This is a genomic window from Gaoshiqia sediminis, assembly GCF_025907915.1.
Lineage (GTDB): Bacteria > Bacteroidota > Bacteroidia > Bacteroidales > Prolixibacteraceae > Gaoshiqia > Gaoshiqia sediminis.
This window is the reverse complement of record NZ_JAPAAF010000006.1, coordinates 93,128-114,068: the sequence shown is the minus strand read 5'-3', so window position 1 is coordinate 114,068 and position 20,941 is coordinate 93,128. Positions and strand designations below refer to the sequence as shown.

Annotated in this window: 22 protein-coding genes; 3 read left to right on the top strand and 19 right to left on the bottom strand. The window is 42.7% G+C overall.

Annotated elements, in window-relative coordinates:
* Positions 1 to 2: 2 nt before the first annotated feature.
* The 15 genes from N2K84_RS06540 to dnaK all read right to left on the bottom strand — a co-directional run bounded on the left by N2K84_RS06540 (position 3) and on the right by dnaK (position 15,764).
* On the bottom strand, positions 3 to 3,398 hold the full coding sequence (locus tag N2K84_RS06540) for a TonB-dependent receptor (RefSeq protein ID WP_282590984.1): 3,396 nt from the start codon (positions 3,396 to 3,398) through the stop codon (positions 3 to 5).
* A 238-nt stretch (positions 3,399 to 3,636) separates the two neighbouring features.
* Positions 3,637 to 4,620 (bottom strand): FecR family protein, encoded by a 984-nt coding sequence (locus N2K84_RS06535; protein ID WP_282590983.1) that lies wholly within the window; start codon positions 4,618 to 4,620, stop codon positions 3,637 to 3,639.
* Positions 4,621 to 4,685: 65 nt separating this feature from the next.
* Positions 4,686 to 5,279: an RNA polymerase sigma-70 factor gene (locus N2K84_RS06530; RefSeq protein ID WP_282590982.1), complete on the bottom strand. Its 594-nt coding sequence runs from the start codon at positions 5,277 to 5,279 to the stop codon at positions 4,686 to 4,688.
* A gap of 101 nt (positions 5,280 to 5,380) precedes the next feature.
* Entirely contained in the window at positions 5,381 to 6,220 is an 840-nt protein-coding gene (locus tag N2K84_RS06525; protein WP_282590981.1) for a nucleotidyl transferase AbiEii/AbiGii toxin family protein, read from the bottom strand.
* The gene (locus tag N2K84_RS06520; RefSeq protein ID WP_282590980.1) at positions 6,195 to 7,166 is read right to left on the bottom strand and encodes a type IV toxin-antitoxin system AbiEi family antitoxin; all 972 of its coding nucleotides are present in this window, start codon (positions 7,164 to 7,166) and stop codon (positions 6,195 to 6,197) included. Before N2K84_RS06520 ends, N2K84_RS06525 begins: the two co-directional genes overlap by 26 nt.
* A gap of 144 nt (positions 7,167 to 7,310) precedes the next feature.
* Entirely contained in the window at positions 7,311 to 8,003 is a 693-nt protein-coding gene (locus tag N2K84_RS06515) for a hypothetical protein (protein WP_282590979.1), read from the bottom strand.
* 18 nt (positions 8,004 to 8,021) lie between these two features.
* Complete coding sequence (locus tag N2K84_RS06510; protein WP_282590978.1) at positions 8,022 to 8,957, bottom strand: relaxase/mobilization nuclease domain-containing protein; 936 nt, start codon at positions 8,955 to 8,957, stop codon at positions 8,022 to 8,024.
* Positions 8,947 to 9,309, bottom strand: a complete 363-nt coding sequence (locus tag N2K84_RS06505; RefSeq protein WP_282590977.1) for a plasmid mobilization protein — start codon at positions 9,307 to 9,309, stop codon at positions 8,947 to 8,949. Before N2K84_RS06505 ends, N2K84_RS06510 begins: the two co-directional genes overlap by 11 nt.
* Before the next feature lie 165 nt (positions 9,310 to 9,474).
* Positions 9,475 to 10,200 carry a hypothetical protein gene (locus N2K84_RS06500; protein WP_282590976.1) on the bottom strand — a complete coding sequence of 242 codons (726 nt, stop codon included), beginning with the start codon at positions 10,198 to 10,200 and terminating at the stop codon, positions 9,475 to 9,477.
* A complete protein-coding gene (locus tag N2K84_RS06495) occupies positions 10,154 to 10,546 on the bottom strand; it encodes a hypothetical protein (RefSeq protein ID WP_282590975.1) in 393 nt (130 codons plus the stop codon). The genes N2K84_RS06500 and N2K84_RS06495 overlap by 47 nt, the downstream gene beginning before the upstream one ends.
* The gene (locus N2K84_RS06490) at positions 10,543 to 10,899 is read right to left on the bottom strand and encodes a helix-turn-helix domain-containing protein (RefSeq protein ID WP_282590974.1); all 357 of its coding nucleotides are present in this window, start codon (positions 10,897 to 10,899) and stop codon (positions 10,543 to 10,545) included. Before N2K84_RS06490 ends, N2K84_RS06495 begins: the two co-directional genes overlap by 4 nt.
* Before the next feature lie 120 nt (positions 10,900 to 11,019).
* Positions 11,020 to 11,691 (bottom strand): hypothetical protein, encoded by a 672-nt coding sequence (locus tag N2K84_RS06485; protein ID WP_282590973.1) that lies wholly within the window; start codon positions 11,689 to 11,691, stop codon positions 11,020 to 11,022.
* Between the two features lie 81 nt (positions 11,692 to 11,772).
* On the bottom strand, positions 11,773 to 13,035 hold the full coding sequence (locus N2K84_RS06480; RefSeq protein WP_282590972.1) for a site-specific integrase: 1,263 nt from the start codon (positions 13,033 to 13,035) through the stop codon (positions 11,773 to 11,775).
* On the bottom strand, positions 13,032 to 13,613 hold the full coding sequence (locus N2K84_RS06475) for a helix-turn-helix domain-containing protein (RefSeq protein ID WP_282590971.1): 582 nt from the start codon (positions 13,611 to 13,613) through the stop codon (positions 13,032 to 13,034). The genes N2K84_RS06480 and N2K84_RS06475 overlap by 4 nt, the downstream gene beginning before the upstream one ends.
* 228 nt (positions 13,614 to 13,841) lie before the next feature.
* Positions 13,842 to 15,764 carry a molecular chaperone DnaK gene (gene dnaK, locus N2K84_RS06470; RefSeq protein ID WP_282590970.1) on the bottom strand — a complete coding sequence of 641 codons (1,923 nt, stop codon included), beginning with the start codon at positions 15,762 to 15,764 and terminating at the stop codon, positions 13,842 to 13,844.
* Between the two features lie 248 nt (positions 15,765 to 16,012).
* Between dnaK and panB the strand changes: the two genes are divergently transcribed.
* A complete protein-coding gene (panB, locus tag N2K84_RS06465; protein WP_282590969.1) occupies positions 16,013 to 16,828 on the top strand; it encodes a 3-methyl-2-oxobutanoate hydroxymethyltransferase in 816 nt (271 codons plus the stop codon).
* Positions 16,829 to 16,924: 96 nt separating this feature from the next.
* Complete coding sequence (locus tag N2K84_RS06460; protein ID WP_282590968.1) at positions 16,925 to 17,617, top strand: RluA family pseudouridine synthase; 693 nt, start codon at positions 16,925 to 16,927, stop codon at positions 17,615 to 17,617.
* 57 nt (positions 17,618 to 17,674) lie between these two features.
* Here the strand turns inward: N2K84_RS06460 and N2K84_RS06455 are convergent, their stop codons facing one another.
* Positions 17,675 to 18,166 carry a cytidine deaminase gene (locus N2K84_RS06455; protein WP_282590967.1) on the bottom strand — a complete coding sequence of 164 codons (492 nt, stop codon included), beginning with the start codon at positions 18,164 to 18,166 and terminating at the stop codon, positions 17,675 to 17,677.
* Between the two features lie 93 nt (positions 18,167 to 18,259).
* On the opposite strand from N2K84_RS06455, the gene N2K84_RS06450 reads away from it, so the two are divergent.
* Complete coding sequence (locus tag N2K84_RS06450) at positions 18,260 to 19,204, top strand: glucosaminidase domain-containing protein (protein WP_282590966.1); 945 nt, start codon at positions 18,260 to 18,262, stop codon at positions 19,202 to 19,204.
* On the opposite strand, the gene N2K84_RS06445 is transcribed toward N2K84_RS06450, so the two are convergent.
* The 3 genes from N2K84_RS06445 to N2K84_RS06435 all read right to left on the bottom strand — a co-directional run bounded on the left by N2K84_RS06445 (position 19,201) and on the right by N2K84_RS06435 (position 20,837).
* Complete coding sequence (locus N2K84_RS06445) at positions 19,201 to 19,482, bottom strand: hypothetical protein (RefSeq protein ID WP_282590965.1); 282 nt, start codon at positions 19,480 to 19,482, stop codon at positions 19,201 to 19,203. The genes N2K84_RS06450 and N2K84_RS06445 overlap by 4 nt on opposite strands.
* Positions 19,479 to 20,441 carry a methionyl-tRNA formyltransferase gene (gene fmt / locus N2K84_RS06440; RefSeq protein ID WP_282590964.1) on the bottom strand — a complete coding sequence of 321 codons (963 nt, stop codon included), beginning with the start codon at positions 20,439 to 20,441 and terminating at the stop codon, positions 19,479 to 19,481. The genes N2K84_RS06445 and fmt overlap by 4 nt, the downstream gene beginning before the upstream one ends.
* Before the next feature lie 156 nt (positions 20,442 to 20,597).
* Positions 20,598 to 20,837, bottom strand: a complete 240-nt coding sequence (locus N2K84_RS06435) for a hypothetical protein (RefSeq protein ID WP_282590963.1) — start codon at positions 20,835 to 20,837, stop codon at positions 20,598 to 20,600.
* Positions 20,838 to 20,941: the final 104 nt, after the last annotated feature.

Sequence of the window (20,941 nt, the reverse complement as noted above, 5' to 3'; positions counted from 1 at the left end):
GGTTAGAAAGTTACGTTTACACCCATCGACCATGTTCTGTTGAACGGATACGAGTTTTGGGTACTCTCACCATATTCCGGGTCGAAACCATCCTTAATACTTGAGAATTCAAACAAATCGTTTCCGGAGAAATAGATACGTAATTTTTCGATGTTGTATTTCGAAACCTTAAGATCGTTAAACGTGTACCCCACCACCAATGATTTTAAGCGGATGTACCGATTATTGACCAGCATAAAATCGTTGTGTTCCCAGTTCCAGCGAGCCCGGTTTGTATTTGAGGTCATCCGGGGAAAGTCTGCTCCTGTATTTTGTTCGGTCCAGGTTTTCCCGATGTAAGCTGCTGTTTGGTTAGTCCAGACGACATAAAACGGGAAGGGCATATATCCACTTCGTTCCAGCTTTTGTTCCAATACTCCCTGGAAAAAGGCAGATAAATCAAAGTTTTTCCATTTGGCCCCCAAGTTAATCCCGTAATTGTAATGTGTTGCGGCATCACCCATGTATTTGATATCACCATTCATATCTTCAATATTTCCGGTATCTGTGATCCCTTTTACACCATCCTGATCAACACGTTTTGTGTCTCCCGGGCGCAAACGTTCATTCAGGGAAGTCTCACTTGGAACTTTGCCACCCAAATTACTTGTATAATAAGCTGTCACGTCTGATTCGTCTGTGAAGAAACCATCTGTTTCATACATGAACCACGAGTTAATCGGAAATCCTTGCACTGTTGAATTTTTACCGGCTTTATAGGTACCAACACCCTCCATTTTAACCAGCTCGTTATTACTATCGCCAATGTTAACCGCAACAGAATACTGGAAGTCACCTATTTTGTTTTTATAGCCCAACACAGCTTCCCAGCCCTTGGTTTCCAAAATACCACTGTTTGATTTTGGCGCTGTACCACCCAGTAAATCAGGATAGTTAATGGCTATCAACATACCATCATTCTTCTTTTTAAAATAATCGAACGATCCAAATACTTTATTATCAAGAAGGCGAAAATCAACCCCGTAAGTTTGAATGCCTACTCTTTCCCAAGTTCTGGTATTACTGGTCAACCCACCAACCGAAGCTGTATTTTGCAGGGCGCGCGTAGTACCAAAAATACTTGACCCAAAGGTCATCGTTGACAAATAGTCGTAATTTCCAATACCAACCTGGTTACCAGTCTCACCGTAGCTCGCTCTCACTTTTAAGAAAGAGATCGGTGTAATTGATTTCATAAAGTTTTCTTCTGTCAGAATCCAACCGACTGACCCGTATCCAAAGTTTGACCATTTATAGCCCGGTGCAAATTTTGACGATCCGTCACGACGTCCGGCAAACTCCACCAGATATTTATTTTTATAGTTATAGTTGAAACGACCAACATAAGAATATAATCCCCAATGACCTGAGCCCCCGGTGGCTTCAACTAACTCTTCTTTCGAACCCATATTGATGTCATAAACCCCGTAATCAACAAAACCCTTACGGTATCCATACAATGTGCCATCTTCACTTTTCTCAGAAGTAACACCCAGCATTGCAGAAAATTCGTGATCACCAACTGTTTTATTGTAGTTCAGGAAGCTACCATAACTTTGGTAGGTAATGTTTCTTTTTTCCTGACGGATAGAAGATGTTGAGTTAACCGACTCCGGAGCTAATTCACCAAACCAGGTATATTGTGGAACAGTGACCTGATACATCTTATAGTCGTAAAAGTCTTTATCTATCGAAGCGGTTGCTCTGAACGATAAATCTTTGGTAATATCAACTGTCGCCGCGAAGGTCAACTTCATTTGATCACGGTTGGTAATCTCCCGTCCACCATCTACTGTTGCTGCGGTTGCATTACGGTTACCTGCAATATTAAAGTTCGCATACCATTGTCCGTAGGGGTTTTTGGCAGGGAAGAAAGGAGGGTCGTGTGAGATTGAACTGGCATCGAACCCGGTTGAAGGACTTGAGATCGTTGTATTAAAATAAGATACACCTGTTTCCAGCTTCAACCAATCGGTAATTTTATAATCGTAATTAAAACGAATATTATACTGTTCTTTACCATCGTACGACGTTTTCAACATCCCCACATTCTCAGCATAACCTCCGGAAATACGATAATTTGATTTTTCCGTCGAACCGGAAATACTTACATTTTCCTGATTTGATACCGAGCTGCCATACATCTCATCGAAACGAGCATAGTTACCAATAAACACATCTCCCCAGTATTGAGTTGGATAAATGCCTTCAACGCCTGATTGCATTTTTAACAGGTTTTCTTCGCTCATCCATCCCCAATAGGTTTTTTGAGCACCGTCTTGTTCTGCAGCTTCTAACCAAACTGTAGCATAATCTTGCATCGTCGGGGTTGGAGGACGAATGCCCACAGAATTTACCCGAACATTACTGGTCAACTCCACGGTCATTTTACCTTTCCCTTTTTTTGTGGTAACCAGAATTACACCGTTGGCTGCACGAGAACCATAAATCGCAGCCGAACCATCTTTCAAAATACTCATCGACTCAATATCGTCAGGGTTCATGCTGTAAAACGATTCGTTATTCACCACCGGCGATCCGTCGATAACAATTAGAGGTTCCCCTCCATTTACCGAGGTGGCACCACGAATTTGGAAATCAATTCCTTCTTTTCCTGGTCTGGACGAACTTCTAGTAACTACCAAACCCGGTGTTTGTCCCTGCAATGCAAGTGCAGGACTTGTAACCGCACGGTCTTTAAACGTTTCGGCTGCAACAGTTTCAATCGAGCCGGTTAGCGTTGCTTTCTTTTGCGTGCCGTAACCGACTGCAACAACTTCTTCAATACCAATGGCATCTTCTTCCAAGGTGATGTTGAAACTGGAACTTCCGCCAACCTGCACTTCCTGCGTTTGCATGCCAACAAATGAAAAGGCAAGCACATCGGTCGAAGAAACGTCACCTAAGGTAAAATTACCGTCAAAATCGGAGATCGTTCCTTTTGTTGTTCCTTTTACTAAAACGGTAACTCCCGGTAGCGGCTCCCCCGACTTATCTTTAATCTTACCAGTTACCGTTTTTGTGGCTTGCTCAATTTGTGACGGCACCACCTTTTCATTCGAACTGGTAATAATAATATGCCTGTCAATAACTTTATAACTAACTTGCTGACCTTCAAAAAGCTCATTCAGGATCTCACTAACTTTTTTATTTTCAGCGTCAATAGAAACGACCCGATTTACATCGAGCTGACTCGCATTATACATGAAGGAGTATTCCGTTTGATCTTCAATTTGCTTTAGAACGTCTTTTATCACTTTGTTTTCGACTTGCAAACTGATTCGCGCCTGCTGACTATATCCGGCTCCGTAGGAACCAACCAGACCAACGATACAAATTAGTACAAATGTTAGTTTCATTTTTAAGAATAATTTTCTTCGGGAACTACAAATCAAGTCATACATCCCCGAACTACATTTTTTTTTCATAGTTTTGTTAGGATTACCAGTCGTTAACGGAATTTATTGTTATTGGACGTAACAACATCTTCCTGACTGAGTTAATAAATATTTACACTGTTTTTTAAAAGGCTTATCTTCCCGATAGGCCTTTTCTGATTTTGCTCTTGCGGGATTTCAATTTCACAAACGCTTCATTTCATAAAGTTTTAGGGTTCATAATTTTAACACGCTCTCCATCAATCTCATAGTTGATCGGTCGCAATACATTGATTAGTTCAAGCACTTCATGCAAAGACTCGGTCTTCACTTTAAAGGTGTATTTTTCGTTGTCTATCAAATCGTTCGCCAGTGCGATATCGACTCCATACCATCGTTCCAAATATTTGCAGATTAGGTTGAAGGGCTTCTCTTCGAAAACAAGTTCATTGTTTGTCCAGGCAGATACCATATTCATATCCTCGTTTAGAACTTTAAACTGATTGTTATCCTTATTAAATACAGCCAATTGTCCGGGCTCCATGCGAAGCACTTCCTTATCGTATTGCTCAATGCCGACACTACCCTGTTTTAAACCCACCTCAACGGTTTGATCATCGGGATATGCATTCACATTAAACGAGGTGCCATATACTTTTACATCCAGTTCCCTGGTATATACGATAAAAGCTATGTGGCTGTTTTTTCGAACGTCGAAGAACGCCTCTCCTTCCAACTCAACCATTCTGTTATCGGCACCGAACGAATTGTTATATCGAATTTTGGTTCCTCCGTTCAACTGAACAACAGAACTGTCGGGAAGCATAATTTGTGTCTTTTGGCCATGCGATGCCAAAACTTCCGTGTAAAAATCGTTCCGTTGATTATTGTCGAATGCGACAAAATAGCTGGTAATTCCAATTGACAACAAAAGGAAAATGACCGAGGCATATTTGAACCAGGTCAGATACAGCGACTTCGTCTTTAAATCAGATTGTGACTGAAGAAGTAGTTGTTTTTGGATTTTGCTCCAGGAATATTGAGTTGCGAGCAGCATGTCGCTTCCCAATGCCTCCTGTTCCCAAACACGTTTTTCATCATTAAACGCTTTTTGATTGTTGCCTTGACGCATCCAATCCAACAAACGGGACTGATCTTGACGATCTGCTCTTGCCGATAGGTATTTCCGTATGAGTTCTTTCATTTTATTGGTGTTTGCTCATAAGGAGTACACACCATCTGTAAAAACTCTACCTCGTTTTTATGATATTATTTCAAAATAAAAGAGATAAGGATAGCCAGCAGTGGATATTTCTGAAGTAATGCTCTCTTTATCTGCATCTTTGCCTCGTATAGATGTTTTTCAACTGCTTTATTGGTAACACCAAGCAATTCGGCGATTTCAGTATTTTTCATGCCTTCGATCTTGGATTTTACGAACACAAATTTTCTTTTTTCCGGAAGTTTATCAATCTCTTCTTTAATGGCATCAATCAATTCTTCTTCGATTGATCTTCCTTCTACTCCCGTGAAATCAAGCTCGAAGAGGTGTTGCAGATCGATCTCCGGCACCGATAGAACATCGTCAACGGCGTATTCAAGCTTTTTATCTCTCAGGTAATTAAAACACCTATTCCGAAGCATCACAAATAAATAGCTCTCAACCGATTGAGTGGGTTTAAGTGTTTCCCTTTTTTGCCATAATTTTAGAAAACATTCCTGCACTAAATCATCCGCTGCTGAGTAATCGGTAACAAATAACCGACAGTAACTCAACAGCCGTGGGTGGATCAACTTGAAGAATCCTTCGAAAGCATCAGTATCTCCGGCAACCAGTTTTTTATGGAGTTCAGGTTTATTCACGATTGACAAAGTAAATAAATCTTGGAGAATATTGTTCGATTGTAAATCCTATTCTACTGAGCAGGCCGAATACAATTCTTACTCTGAGAGCGATATCACTTTCAATTAGCCTGGATTCCCCTCCTAAACGCATCCAAAATTTTCAGACAATACTCAATACTACGATCCAGTTTTCGGGCCCACTCCCTGGCAATCTTTGACTTTGAGCCTTCGCTAAGATTATCATTTAAAACCTTGTGAACTCGACTCGCCAGTTTCTCTGATTTTGATAAAAAAACTTTCGATTTCCGACCAAGAACTTCTGCTGCTATGAGCATAGGGTCAAGTTCCTCATGTTCAGGAAAGGTGTCGTTGTGAAATTCGACGATCTCATCAAACTCCAGATCAAAATAATGCTGAATGACCCTCAGTATGTCGGCTAAATCATTTTCCCGTTCTTCTGGTCTATCGCTCCATGCAATTAACTTGAGTATCACCATTCCTGGCAGCGGAGGTATATTCACAAATTTTTCGTCAATGGGGATCTGAACTGCTTCCTCCAACACCTCACTAAAACCAAGAACATGTAAATCAGCGTGGCGTTTACTAAAGTTGATGGTGTGTTGCTCCTCAATCTCTCCAAACGGCAGTACGTCAATCGCCACATTATATCTGTCGGAATAAAAAGTCCAGGGAGCTTTCACTTTATTGTAACCTTTCTCAATTAATGCCCGGCTAATATTTTCATATTCCTTCATGCTTGAAATCATAATAGCAAAGTCAATATCTTTCGTACCCCGACTCGGCTTTATGCCTTTCTTTAGTAATTCTAAAGCAATTGCGCTGACTCCAATCAAATAGTAGGGAATCCCATATTCTGCCATGATCTGATCGATGCAATCAAAGGTCTCTTTGAAGTATGGTATTGCTAGCTCTTTATAGGTTTGGTTGGATATATTCATTGAAGATTATTTCTGCAGTTTCCTTATTTCGTTTGCCTCCTTCCAGCACCAACTCTGCGTATACCAAAATTGGAGGGGCTGTTTGTTGATGTTTCGGTTGCTCCCAAAACATTTCGAGGATCTCGATTTCCCCTTCTGGCTTGGGCATCAACCTGTAGTTCTTCATCAGTTCAATGCGATTCTCCTTTGTATAAATAATGTATTTCTCTGGTCTAAGGTAGTTCGTTAGAAGATCAGCTGCTGGCTCTCCTCCCCACACGGTCAATCCATTGTCAAAAATGATGTCTTTCCAATTGCCGGCTATACCGAATCGTTCTTTTTTTAATTTAGGTTTCAAGACTGTCTTATACTCTGTCACCCACCGATCCAATAGTTCTCTGCGATTTTCCCATGCATAAGTTTTATCGTCTAACCGCAATAAGTATCCTGTCTCCTTTAACCCCTCAATTACCTGCGGAATATTCCCCAAGCCAACATTAGTCAGATTAGCCAATTCTCGCTGAGGTAAATTGATATCATCTTTATTTTGAAGCAAATGAAATAAAACTTTTAATCCTGTTTTTGTAAAGGCCCGGTTACCTTTTTCCTTTCCTACACTGATCGGCTCATTTGTGTCAATAAAAAGAAAAGTGTCTCCTTTTTTTAGAAACAGATTACCATTAGCCTCCAAATAAGGAATTTCCTGCATTCGTAGTTCTTCCTTCAAGTTGGGAAATATTCGATTAGCTACCAAGATGAAGTTTTCATATTGGTTATTGAGCCTGATAATCTGATGTAGCTGATGTTGTCTGATCTCGTTTTTGAATTGAACAACGAGCGTAAACTTTCGAGTTGCTGTTTTTAAATTCAGGCAACCATCAAGCTCATCTTTATCCTGCCAGAAACCTTCGATCCCTGTTGTCTTTTGAAGATTTTCCAGTGCAATATTTATTATTTCCTTCTTCATGTGTTCACAAATATACAATGTTCACGGAACGTGAACAAACAAATTTCATGAACATTTTCTTTCAAATGTAGACAAAATACTATAATCAGAAAGTTTCCCCAACAAGCACTAAAAGTCTGAATCAATGAATCGTTCAAATAAACCTCATTTTGTGAACGCTCGATTCATCTCCAGCTTCTCTCTTTGACTTTTTTCGATTTCTTGCTTCACTAATCGTTCGTAAGTCTCAACCCGACTACGAATAGCGGCAATACTATCTCGATTTCGTTCGTAAACAAAAACCGTCTCCAACCGCAAAAGATCCTGAGACGTCGCTTTTCCTTTCATTTTAACGTAACGATACTTCAAGTCGCCATCCCTAGTTTGACAAATTTTCCTGAATTGCCAAATATTACCCGTCCCCAGAAGAAGAATAAGTAAAGCCCTGAACAACATTGTTATAGCGGTTTTGCTCTTCTTAACATCGACTATGAAAACGTGTTCTTTACGAATTGTTGTCTTCTCATTCGCCAGCAATTGGTCAATTTTTTTGTCGATTGGAATCATAGTAGATCTGATCTCTGCTGACACAAGCTTTAACCTATTTTCAACTTGCCCCTGAGAATAAGTGGCAACCTGGGCCATATTTCGTTGCAATTCCTTTATTTGTTCCGCGGTGAGTGACTGCTGGCTCGCGAGATCAGACGATTCAACAGACTTGGCAGAAACTTCTTTGCCCTCACCGTTTGATGGTGTTTGCTTTTCGGAGAAATTGCACTTCCCTATTTCGTCTATCTTTAGCTTTAGCTCTTCGAAAAGGGCATATACAACAGAAGAATCCATTTTTCCTGTACCCATTGTTCTAACTTTAAATTACTATAACCTGCGTCCCTTTTTCCGTCTCTTTTTTCTTCGTGACTGCTCCCGCAACTGCTCTGCATTATTGCCGGTATTCCCTGACGAAGCTTTCATTACATTCAACAAATCTCCCATCAATGAAGCAACAGTTCCCGTTGAAGATGAAACCGTTACTGCATTGTCTGACTTATTTGCGTTACCCTGAGAAGAAAGGACAGCTATTAACTCAGCATTTTGTTGTAGCTGGTAAGTGATTTTGGAATAGCTAAAGGCCCGGTCAATTTTTGATCCGTTGAATTCATAATGGTCTTTGCAAAATTTCACTCCCTGGATCTTTTCGGTATTTCCATTTTTTCTGAACTCAACTGATATGCCTGCCTTCGAGAGCTCCGACTTCAGATCGTTCCAACTCCTGCAGATAGACAAAGCCGATTTTAATGCATGGTAAATTTCATATTTCACTTTGTCTAGTCCTTTGAGTCGATGCTCCTTCACATTCTCTTTTCCCACTGCGATATAAAGACCATGTTTCTTCGTTAATTCCATACAAATCCTCGAATTCCGCAGCTTTTCGTTCTGGTCCGAAATTCTCCTGCCATCATTGTCAATACGGTTTATTATCAAGTGAGCATGCGGGTGCTCTGTGTCATAATGCCGAACCACGATAAACTGTGTATTTTCGTATCCCATTTTTTGTAAATATTCCTGCGCAACATTGACCATAAACCGATCTGTTAACCGTCCTTTATCCTGGACCGAAAAATCCAGAGATATATGCGCGACAGGCTTTTTCACGTTTGGTCTTAGCTTGCATTGGATAACAAAACTTTGTACAATGGATGCGTTATCTTTTAACCGCACTCCTTCTGCATAAAGTAGATCGGCATCCTTCTTATCAAGAACATAATTCACTGCTGCCCGAAATCCTTGGCCTTGTACGATTTTAGCAATCATCCTTAATACGTTTGATCAAATTGTCCAGTCGTTCAGTCATCGAAAACAAATGTTTCTGGACTTCAAAAAAACCAGCGGAATTAGCCGTTCGTGCGATCTGATTAATATTGTTTGCCATACCGCAAATCTGGCGAATATATCCGACAAGTTCCGGCGTGAGCCTCTCCTTCACTACCCCCGATTGAATACACCGACGAATAAATTCGCTGCGGTTAAGACCTGCAGACCGTGCTTTTGCCTTAAGTGAATAGTATTCCTCCGTAGCCATCTTGAGAGTTACTTTATAGGCCTTTTTCTCTGAAGGTTTCTTGGCCGGTCTTCCGTTAATATTTCTGTTTTTTATTGTTTTCATCTGAATTGCATTTTAAAATAAATGAGACCGACGGGATGTTCTTTGCTCTTCAGGCAAGGTTTCGGTCTGACCGAAACACAAACTTGCTCCCCCAGAAAACAGAGACCTCCTGGCAATTCGGATTCTCCGTGTTCTTTTGACAAACTGTTAGAATCTAACATTATATCACCTTCTTCTGCTCTCTCCTGGCAACGTGATAAAATTGAACATGGTCCGAAGCCGATCTCCAATCATGCCTCCATAAAATTCATCTGAAGAAAGAGTGCTCAGTGTGAAATTGGAAGTAGCATGAGTAATTGCTCCAACGTCACTTCGAAGACTCAACAATTCCGAAATCGGTCGAACAGTATTGCCGTAATCCTGCACGGTCTTCGATTCCCGTCCAAATTCATCGATGATTAATGGTCTCCGGACAAAGTTGGCGATGGATTTTTTCCTGATCTGTTCTTGTAATTCGACTGATTTGATGAAAGTAAGCAACGGGTGCTTAAGAGAGAACCTCCTCACGATGTGATTATGAAACGCCGAATAAGTTTCCAAAAGAACAGTTTTACCGCTCCCGTACTTACCTTGCAGCAAAATACCCTTTGATAAATCACCGGTGAACGAATCCATATTGGTCACGTAGTAGTATAGCTGTCTTAACGCCGGCTCATTGAATTCATCGACAATAAAATTCCGAACCTGATTTCGCTTCATTAAGCAAGCAGTTCCAAATGAAACAAACAGGTTCAAAAAGTCTGAATATTCCAAAGGCAAAATAAAACGATGACCCGCCAATCTTTCTTTTTCGGCTGCAACAATCTTTTGGGACTCTTCCAGCAGGACACCGTAAAACCTTCGACTAGTCAAAATCGCTTCCGGTGTGGACAAAACCTCTTTTTCCTCCATTTGAATTCATGTTAGAATTTTTGTCTTTTGTCTTATAATAATATGGTGAGGGTTTAGGGTTTGATGTAGGTGTCAGAATCCGATACTTAGTTTTGACCCTAAATCCACCCCCAGGAACAAAGTCGAGCAACCCGGCAACTCTTAAGCGATCTCGTGCAGATTTCAGAACTTGCAAAGAAACATTTGCATTGGCAACCATTCGCTTGTCTGCAAATTCAATCCATTCTGGCCAAAACGAACGATTTGCCAAATGAATTAGAAAGAAGTATAAGCGTGTCTCGTTCCCCGTAAAATTCTTCTGCTCATCGATCCTCCAAAAATTGATTAACAGTTCAAAAAGGTTCATCTGCCGCCAATGTTTTGATTACGCCTTCTAACATCAGACTCTGCCTCGGTTCTAATTTCCAGCAAGGTCTTCTTTTTTCCGGTCGCTATCCAATCCAGCAGCTCATCTTCAAAAAAGTAAAGCTTCTTCCCGTTTTTATAACAGGGTAGCAATCGTTTCCGAACCAGTGTATAAACAGTCGGCTTTGCCTTCCCGATTATTCGGCAGGCATCCTCAATTCCTAAAGGAGTACGTTTGGGAGTAGTTACAGGTGGCTGCCCTTTTGATACCATCAACTTAAGTTCGGCTATTTCACTCAGAAGGTGGCCCACTGCCTTGGGCAGATTCTCAAAGGAAATTTCATTTGCATTCATAACTTTTGTTTTTGATCGTTATGCTGCAAATGAAACCCGTGTTTTCGGTGTGTTTGTATCGCCACAGAAGAAACACGCAAAGAACACGAATGATGGTGATAATTTATGATCTCTATTCCGCTAGAAGATTCTTCTGAATTTTGATGATTCCTTTTGACTCGTCGTCTTTGAGATGTCGCTTGATCGTTTCAACCTCAACATCCTTGAGTACACCATGAAATACACTTTTGAGAAAAAAGCAATTTCAGCCTGATTGCTAATTTTTAAGTAATTCCAGATATTCCATCCAAAATGGTAAATATCAAGGTTTGATAATTTGATTACACTGATCTGATGGGTAACCTGCAATTGCTTTCCTTCTGAATAATGGGCTATATAATGGCAGAGCAAATCCAGTTGTTCATTAGAAGTATATGGTGCAAATTTCTTTTGGGTGTATCTTATAGCAACTTCTTTTACGCTCTGTTCTTTTTCCGCAAATGCTTTCTGACTGTCTTCCCGAATTTTATTAAAATCCTTTACTTCCATTGGACTTGGAGCAGATATACTTGTATTCTTGCGGTAGAAAAGTATCCTTTTAGCGATCGCATTATAAAGACCGTCGATGACAAGTATGAGAATACTATAGATTATAACCAACAAAAAAATAGTAGCGAAGAAAATAACATTTGCAGTAAATTCGTCAACACCAAGTGCAAGAACGGATAATCTGACAATAACGGCCATCACGACACATCCAAATAAAACAGACACATATACTGCAATGTATTCAATGTATTTTGTATTCAGCATTTCTCTGACTTATCGGTTTTTGCATCAAGATACTCACTTATTGAGAAACTATTATCATAAATATCCCAAAAAGAACATTTTTCACCCCTCCTTTGATTTTATTTCATCTAACCGAATAGCCTGTGCGGCTTTGTTTTTCTTATCGTCTACTACTTTTGCATAAATCTGTGTTGTTTTAACATTTGTATGCCCAAGCATTTTACTGACGGTATAGATATCAGTTCCACTTGACAATTGCAAAGTAGCGAATGTATGACGAAAACAATGGAATGTAATATTTTTTTTAATCCCTGCAGATTTAATCCACTGCTTAAGCGGACGTGATATCCATGAAGGGTCAGGTAAATCCTCAAAAACATATTGTTCGTGGGATCCCGGAGGCCCACAAAGTTCCAGAGCTTGTTCAGATATAGGAGTATACTCAACGCCCTTTGTTTTTTTCTGGGTAAACTGGAGCAAGGCTTGTTTCCCATTTTTGCTGATTTCTCGCCATTGAAGTTTCTGAATATCCGAGTGACGTAATCCAGTGAGTGCAGAAAACAAAGCCGCTCTTTTGAGAACGTCCCTCTCGCAAGGGGTCGACGCAAGGGTGTTAAGTTCGTCAACAGTCAAATACTCTCGACGCGATTCCTGATCCCTTAATCCTTTCATTTTAGCAGCTAAATTAACCGTCAAATAGTCGTCAATGAAAGCTTGCTTGACAGCAGCCTTGAAAATGGAGAAATAAGTTCCAGCTGTATTATGCGAAATTACCCCACTTTTCTTGTGCCCCGCGGGAGCAGACAAAAGAAAATGTTTAAATTCTTCTGCCATACGGGTATCGATTTGCGAAAACAGAAGGGTGTCACCAGCGAACTGCTTCAAAAATACATGAGCTCGTTCCCAATTAACTCGAATAGACTTTGAACTATTCTTCCCGTGGCGTCGATCAATTAACCTTTCAAAATAATCGATAAAGTTTTGTTGAAGTCGCTCTTTTTGCTCTGACAGCGCTTTCTCAGAATCACTGTACAAATCAGCATTGTCGTATTCACGCTGCCTGAGCTTGCGGACACCATCTGCATACAGCATCGTTTCTCGGTCAAGCTCACTTTTGCAAATAATAACACCGTTGTCATCCCGTTTGGGCCTATAGGTCTTCTCTCCTTGATTAGAAGAACGAGCCACTCGCTTCTTATCCCATTCAACGGTGGTAACTGCTCTGTTCAAATATTCTCGTTTGCGTTGCGGTTTATTTTTACCGGGGAGAAATACCGGATAACTCTCAATATAAACATACCACTCTTTTCGCTCCTCTGCCTTCCTTAGTCTAACTGTAACTTTAGTGTTGGTCAAGTCTTTCATGCTAGAATGTTTTTAGATGAAAATATTCTATCAATCTGTTCCTTGGGAACATAGACAAACTTACCAAACTGTCGCCTTGGTATACTATTGCGACGGATTGTCTTGTTTACTGTAGATGGCGAAACTCCGAATTTCTCAGAAACCTCAGCGATGTCATAACACTCATACTTCTCATATCGAAGCTTTTGGGGTACAACTTCGGGAGTTTCGAGTAGAGTAACAACAGTAAACATCGCTTCGATGTGTGACCGACTTACTCTGGTCAATCTTTGTCCCAGATTTACCGCTGGAATCTTATTGGCCTTAATCAATCTACGGATAGTATCCTTAGAAATTCCAAAAAGAACTGTTGCTTCGGCGATTGAAATATATGGACGTGTTTGAATTTCTGCAATCTTATCTGCTGCTTGTTCAAGTAGAGTTTGCCTCCGTTCAGATTCCTTTTCCTGCCGTCTTCTCTCCTTTCCGGATTTATCAACGCAATAGGGACTACAAAAACGAGTTGCAACTGTTTTTGCTTCAAATGGTTTACCACACTGCTCACAAATCTTCGGTATTTTCAAATTACTTTTTCCCATAACACCACATCGGTTAGTTTAACTTTAGTTAAAGCTGCATAAGACACAATAAGCATGTTTAACGCGCACATTAAAGCCTATTAGCGCGCGGAACAAATATGGTACAAATATATGACAAAATTCAATGAAATTTCAACAGAAATAATAATTCACAAAAAAACAAGAAGCGCAGTAAATCAAAACTTTACTGCGCTTTGGCAATTCTTATTAATTGTTATTTATCGTACCCTATTTGACTTCTTCAAAATCCACATCGGTTACTTCTCCGTCCTGTGAAGTTTTTGATGATTGTCCGTTACCGCCGTGCGCTCCGGTTCCGGCATCAGGTCCTGGCTGCGGATTGGCTTGAGCCTGCGCATTGTACATTTCCTGCGAAGCTGCTTGAAAAACCTGGTTCAACTCGGCTGTAGCAGTATCGATTCCGGCGATATCCTGGTTTTTGTGAGCTTCTTTCAGCTTGTTCAGAGCTGCCTCTATCGGCGCTTTTTTGTCAGCCGGAAGTTTATCGCCAAACTCAGTCAGCTGCTTTTCCGTTTGGAAAATCAAACTATCTGCCTGGTTTAGCTTGTCCACGCGCTCTTTGGCAGCTTTGTCTGCTTCGGCGTTGGCCGCAGCTTCTTCTCGCATCCGTTTAATTTCGTCATCGCTCAGGCCCGATGAAGCCTCGATACGTATGGACTGTGATTTTCCGGTAGCCTTGTCTTTGGCATGAACATGTAAGATACCGTTGGCGTCGATGTCAAAAGCCACCTCGATCTGAGGCACACCGCGACGTGCGGGCGGAATTCCATCCAGGTGGAAGCGGCCAATCGTTTTGTTGCCGGCGGCCATCGGGCGTTCTCCCTGCAATACATGAATTTCAACCGACGGCTGGTTATCGGAGGCTGTAGTAAATGTTTCCGATTTCTTTGTCGGAATAGTCGTGTTGGCTTCGATCAGTTTGGTCATAACACCACCCATCGTTTCGATTCCCAATGAAAGCGGGGTAACGTCGAGCAACAGTACATCTTTTACTTCCCCGGTGAGTACACCTCCCTGAATGGCTGCACCTACCGCAACTACTTCATCCGGGTTCACACCTTTTGAGGGAGCTTTACCAAACAGTTGTTGTACTTTTTCCTGAACAGCCGGAATACGGGTAGAACCACCCACCAGAATAACTTCATCAATATCAGCAGCGGTCATACCGGCGTTTTTCAACGCTTTGCGGCAAGGTTCCAGTGTGGCATTGATCAGGCTGTCGGCCAATTGTTCAAATTTGGAACGTGTCAGCGTTTTCACCAGGTGTTTGGGCATACCGTTTACCGGCATGATGTAGGGTAAGTTGATTTCGGTTTGTGTTGAACTCGACAATTCAATTTTTGCCTTTTCGGCAGCTTCTTTCAAACGCTGCAGGGCCATGGCATCTTTGCGCAGATCCAGTCCTTCTTCGCGCAAAAACTCTTCAGCCAGCCAGTCGATAATCGTTTGGTCAAAGTCATCTCCCCCCAAGTGAGTATCACCATCGGTCGATTTCACTTCGAATACGCCATCACCCAATTCGAGGATTGAAATATCGAAAGTACCGCCACCGAGGTCAAATACGGCCACTTTCATATCGCGGTGCATCTTGTCCAAACCGTAAGCCAACGAAGCAGCAGTTGGTTCGTTGATAATCCGACGAACTGTCAGACCGGCAATTTCGCCGGCTTCTTTAGTTGCTTGACGCTGAGCATCGTTGAAGTAAGCCGGAACGGTAATCACGGCTTCGGTAACTTCTTGTCCCAGATAATCTTCCGCTGTCTTCTTCATTTTTTGAAGAACCATCGCCGAAATTTCCTGTGGCGAATACTTGCGGTCATCGATCAGAACACGAGGCGTATTATTATCGCCTTGCACTACCGTAAAGGGCACGCGTGAAATTTCTTTATTCAGATTTGAATAGCCTTCACCCATAAATCGTTTGATCGATGAGATCGTTTTATGAGGGTTGGTGATAGCCTGACGTTTTGCCGGATCGCCGATTTTACGTTCGCCGTTTTCCACGAAAGCCACGATTGAAGGAGTGGTACGCTTTCCTTCGCTGTTGGGAATTACAACAGGCTCGTTACCTTCCATCACTGCAACGCAGGAGTTTGTTGTACCTAAGTCGATTCCAATAATTTTTCCCATTTTATGTATTGTTTTTAATTATTTCTGATAGTGAAATTCAAAATTACGGTCTCGAAAGATCAATGATTATGCCAAGAGGAAATCTGGCGTGGCAGGTGCAAAATTGGCACAATACAAAAAATGCCTGCTTCAGGACTGACATGTTTGGTGACAAAAAGACATAAAAAAGCTGGGCCTTACAATCTGTCTTCCACATGCCAACCAGTTTCGTAAAAAGTTACTTACTTTGTACCATTAAATAAAATACCATGTCAGTACATAAAGAAGTTAAACGCGTTACCACGCATGTGTTGTCAGAGATGAAACTGCGGGGTGAAAAAATATCTATGCTGACCAGCTACGATTACAGCATGGCAAAACTAGTGGATGAGGCCGGGATTGATGTAATCCTGGTGGGCGATTCGGCATCGAATGTCATGCTGGGCAACGAAACAACCTTACCTATCACGCTGGACCAGATGATCTACCACGGAACATCGGTTGTTAAAGCGGCCAATCGTGCCCTGGTGGTTGTCGATTTGCCTTTTGGCACTTACCAGGGCAACAGCAAAGAAGCGCTCAGCTCGGCCATCCGCATTATGAAGGAAACAGCAGCCGATGCCGTAAAACTGGAAGGAGGAAAAGAAATTCTGGAATCAGTTGACCGCATTCTTTCTGCCGGGATCCCGGTGATGGGCCATCTGGGTTTGATGCCGCAGTCGATTCATAAATATGGTACTTATACCGTGCGTGCCAAACAGGAAGAAGAAGCCAAAAAGCTACTGGAAGATGCCAAACTGCTTGAAGATGCCGGCTGTTTTGCCATCGTACTCGAAAAGATCCCGGCCATTTTAGGAAAGCAGGTGGCTGAATCGCTGAAAATCCCGGTGATCGGAATCGGCGCCGGCAGCGGAGTTGACGGGCAAGTACTGGTTATCCACGACATGCTGGGCATTACCCAGGAATTTTCGCCGCGTTTCCTGCGCCGCTACCACAATCTGGCCGCCGAAATTAAAGGCGCTGTAGGCAGTTATATCGAAGATGTCAAATCAAAAAATTTCCCGAACGAAAGGGAACAATATTAATCTGTCCTGGGAAGCGGGTCGTGAGTAGCGAGTAGTACTAAAAAGGAAATCCTAAAACTCAAAACTCGGAACTCAGAGCTTCAAACTCATTTTGGTATGCAAGTAATTTACGAAGACAACCATATTATCGCTGTGAACAAAGCCTGTGGCGAAATTGTGCAGGGCGACAAAACCGGCGATGTCACGCTGATTGACCAGGTAAAAGCCTACATCAAAAAGAAATATAATAAGCCTGGCGATGTGTACCTGGGATCGCCACACCGGCTCGACCGGCCTACCAGCGGCATTGTACTTTTTGCCCGCACCAGCAAAGCACTTACCCGCCTGAACGAAATGTTCCAGGACAAGGATGCCATCAAAAAAACATATTGGGCCGTGGTGGATGTACTACCGGAACTGGAAGAAGGAACACTGGAACACTACCTCTGGAAAGACGAAGGTAAAAACAAGAGTTTCGCCAGTTCAAAACCCAAAAAAGGTGGTCGCTTTTGCAGTCTTTCCTATAAGCACATGGCCAGTGTAAACCGCTATCACCTGCTCGAAATTGACCTGCATACCGGAAGGCACCACCAAATACGGGTACAACTGGCAAAAATGGGATGCCACATCAAAGGCGATTTAAAATACGGGGCCGAACGAAGCAACCCGGATGGAGGCATTCACCTTCATGCGCGTAAATTGGAGTTTATTCATCCGGTAAAAAAGGAACCCATTAAAATTGTGGCCAGGCCACCAAAAGGTGATGCCATATGGGATGATCTGATCCAGATCAAAGAATTGAAAGATTAAGGGAAAAAGGTGCGGATTTTATCCGCATTTTTTTTGAAGCAGATTCCAATGAGGAGGCTAAACCCCGGCCTTCAGCGAGTTGCCGTTGAAACTTAGCGGCAACAGACTGTCAGCATCCTGAAGAACCTCAATTTTTTCGCGGCTGTCGAGCAAAATCCGGATAGGTTGCGAAAAGCGGTGCTGGGTTTCGAGCAACACCTGACGACAGGCACCGCACGGGCTCAGGTTTATAGCCCGGCTGCCCGATTGATCAATTGCGGTAACGGCAATGGCCTTAACCGCTTTCTCCGGGAAATTGGCATTTGCCCAAAACAAAGCGGTCCGCTCAGCACAGATGCCAACCGGCGACGAAGCATTCTCCTGGTTATTCCCGCAAACAATGCTGCCATCCTCCATCAAAAGTGCTGCGCCAACCTTAAAACCGGAATACGGAGCATAGGCGTTTTGAGCAATTTCGCGGGCCGCAACCACTAATTCACGATCGGTTGTTATTAACTCTTCCAGACTTTCGTACTCAGAAACAAGAATTTTGATTTCTTTTGCTTGCATAAGATATAGCCTTTCCCCAAAAGTACGTTTTTAAAATATGTATGCCAACGGGGAAAAAGTTGGCTAATTATATTTTCAGAAAAATTGATGGATATGATCAGAAAGATTTTATTGTCGTTTATTCTCAGTCTGGTTTTTCTTGCCGGATTCTCACAACGCGTTTACACCCGCGAAGAATATATAAAAACATACCGTAAACTGGCCATTTCCGAGATGCAGCGAACCGGCATACCGGCCAGCATCAAACTGGCGCAGGCCAGCCTCGAATCCGGTAATGGCAACAGCCAGCTCAGCCTGAAATCGAACAATCACTTTGGCATTAAGTGTAAAAATGACTGGAAGGGCAAACGCGTTTATCATGATGACGATCACCGGAATGAATGTTTCCGGAGATATGGTTCGGTAGAAGAGTCTTTCATCGACCACAGTAATTTTCTGATGGCAAACCCGCGCTATGGCGAACTGTTCACGCTCGACATCACCGACTACAAAGGCTGGGCACACGGACTGAAAAAAGCCGGTTATGCCACCAATCCGAATTATCCTGCCTTACTGATTAAAATCATCGAGGAAAACAAACTATACCTATACGATCAAGGCATTGATCCGCAACAGATTGCCCGCATTGCCACACCTAAAAACGGAACCGACAATGGTTCAACCTTGATTAATCCGTACATTACCCGCAAGGTAGTCCATCGCAACGGATTACGATCGATTGTGGTTAAAGTAGGTGATTCTCCTCAAAAAATCGCCGACGAGTTTGGTCTGAAAACCTGGGAAGTTTTTAGATATAACGATCTGTCCGAAAATAGAAGGTTGCGCGAAAATGAAATTTTATACATTGAACCGAAACGCAATAAAGCCCACAAAAATAACGAGGTGCATATTTTTGAAGCAGACGACAACATGCACTACATTTCGCAACGTTATGGTATCAAACTGAAAAAATTGTACCGGCTCAACCGGATGGGTGAAAATGAAAAACCTTCCAACGGAGATGCGATTTACCTAAGAAAGAAAAAACCGCGGAACTAACCGCGCCTGCCCCAGGTGCGGTAAATCGTCCGGGCAAAAATGTAAAGTAAAAACAGACCGATCAACAGATAGATCAGAAAAGGAAGATAGGCCAGGTTTCCCCGAAAGGTAAATTTATAAATGGAGAGGCTTTCGTGCAGTTGCAGACTACCAGCTTTCCACGATGGCCAAAGCACATACCTGAAAATAAACCAATCCACATAAAAGAAAAACAGGCCGAGCAACAAAAGCAACAAAGCCAGCAGGCTTTTGCCTGTTTTCAGCAGCAAGCGCTTCATTGCACCCGTGCATTTTCAATCCCGTGGAAACCACGGAGAAATTCAACGGTGTTCATCCGCTTTTTACCGGCCAGCTGCAAGTCGGTAATGGACAGCCAGCCATCAGCTGTGGCTACTTTCAGGTAGTTTTTTCCATCGGTTTGGATGGAGCCGGGTTGTGCTACTGAACCCATTTCCAAATCGGCCGAAAATACTTTCATTGCCAACGTTTGTCCTTCAGAAGCTTTCAACTCGGTCCAGGCAGCCGGGTAAGGCGAAAGTCCGCGGATCAGGTTCCGGATTTGCACACCGGGTTTTGTCCAATCAATCCGGCAATCCTCTTTGAAAATTTTAGGCGCCGGTTTCAGTTCATCCACTTTAATCGCGTCCTGATCAATTGGCGAACAATGGCCATCAGCCAGGGCGTCAACTGTTTTTACGACCAGGCCTGCGCCAATTTCCATCAAACGATCGTGAATATCGCCCACCGTATCATTTTCGCCAATCGTAATCTTTTCGCGGAAAAGAATGGCCCCGGTATCAATTTCGTGGGACAACAGGAACGTAGTGACGCCGGTTTCTTTTTCTCCATTGATGATGGCCCAGTTGAGCGGGGCGGCGCCACGGTATTGCGGCAGCAGCGAACCATGCAGGTTGAAGGTCCCCAACCGCGGCATGTGCCAAACTGCTTCGGGCAACATGCGAAACGCTACGACCACCTGCAAATCGGCCTTCAAACGTTCCAATTCAGCTATAAAATCCGGATTTTTCAGTTTTTCGGGCTGCATGATGTGCAAGCCTTTTTCGGCGGCATATTTCTTTACGGCCGACTCTTGCAATTGCCGTCCGCGCCCCGCGGGTTTGTCGGGAGCAGTAATAACCCCGACAACCTGGTAGCCATTCTCAACCAATGCCTGCAAACTGGCCGTTGCAAAATCGGGCGTTCCCATGAAAACGATGCGCAAATCTTTTCCTGTCATAACTGGTGGTTTTGTGCAAAGATACCGGTATTGGCGGAAAAGCTGCAACTTCCGGCTTCCAAATTTCAAGTTGCCCCCTGCTCCCGCGCGATTGCATGCAATGACCACTTCGCCTCAAACAACACCTGCCATGACCCGTGCAATGAACACTTCGACTCAAACAACAACTGCTAAAACCCGTGCAATGACCACTTCAACTGAAACAACGACCGGTCTGTACCGTGCAATGACCACTTCAACTGAAACAACGACCGGTCTGTACCGTGCAATAAGCGCTTCACCTGAAACAATGTCAGTTAGGAGTGAAACAATGTCAGCTTTGAACTGTGCAACGGCTACTCCGGCTCGTGCAACGACTTTTTCAATTCGTGCAGCCTCCACCAAAGAAAATGCCATAGGGAATAAGAATAGAATGGGCGCCAGCTTGTGGAAAGCCGCAAATTACAGCTTCCAAATTTCAAGTTATCTGAACTTCAGCACAACAAGCAATAAACATCAGC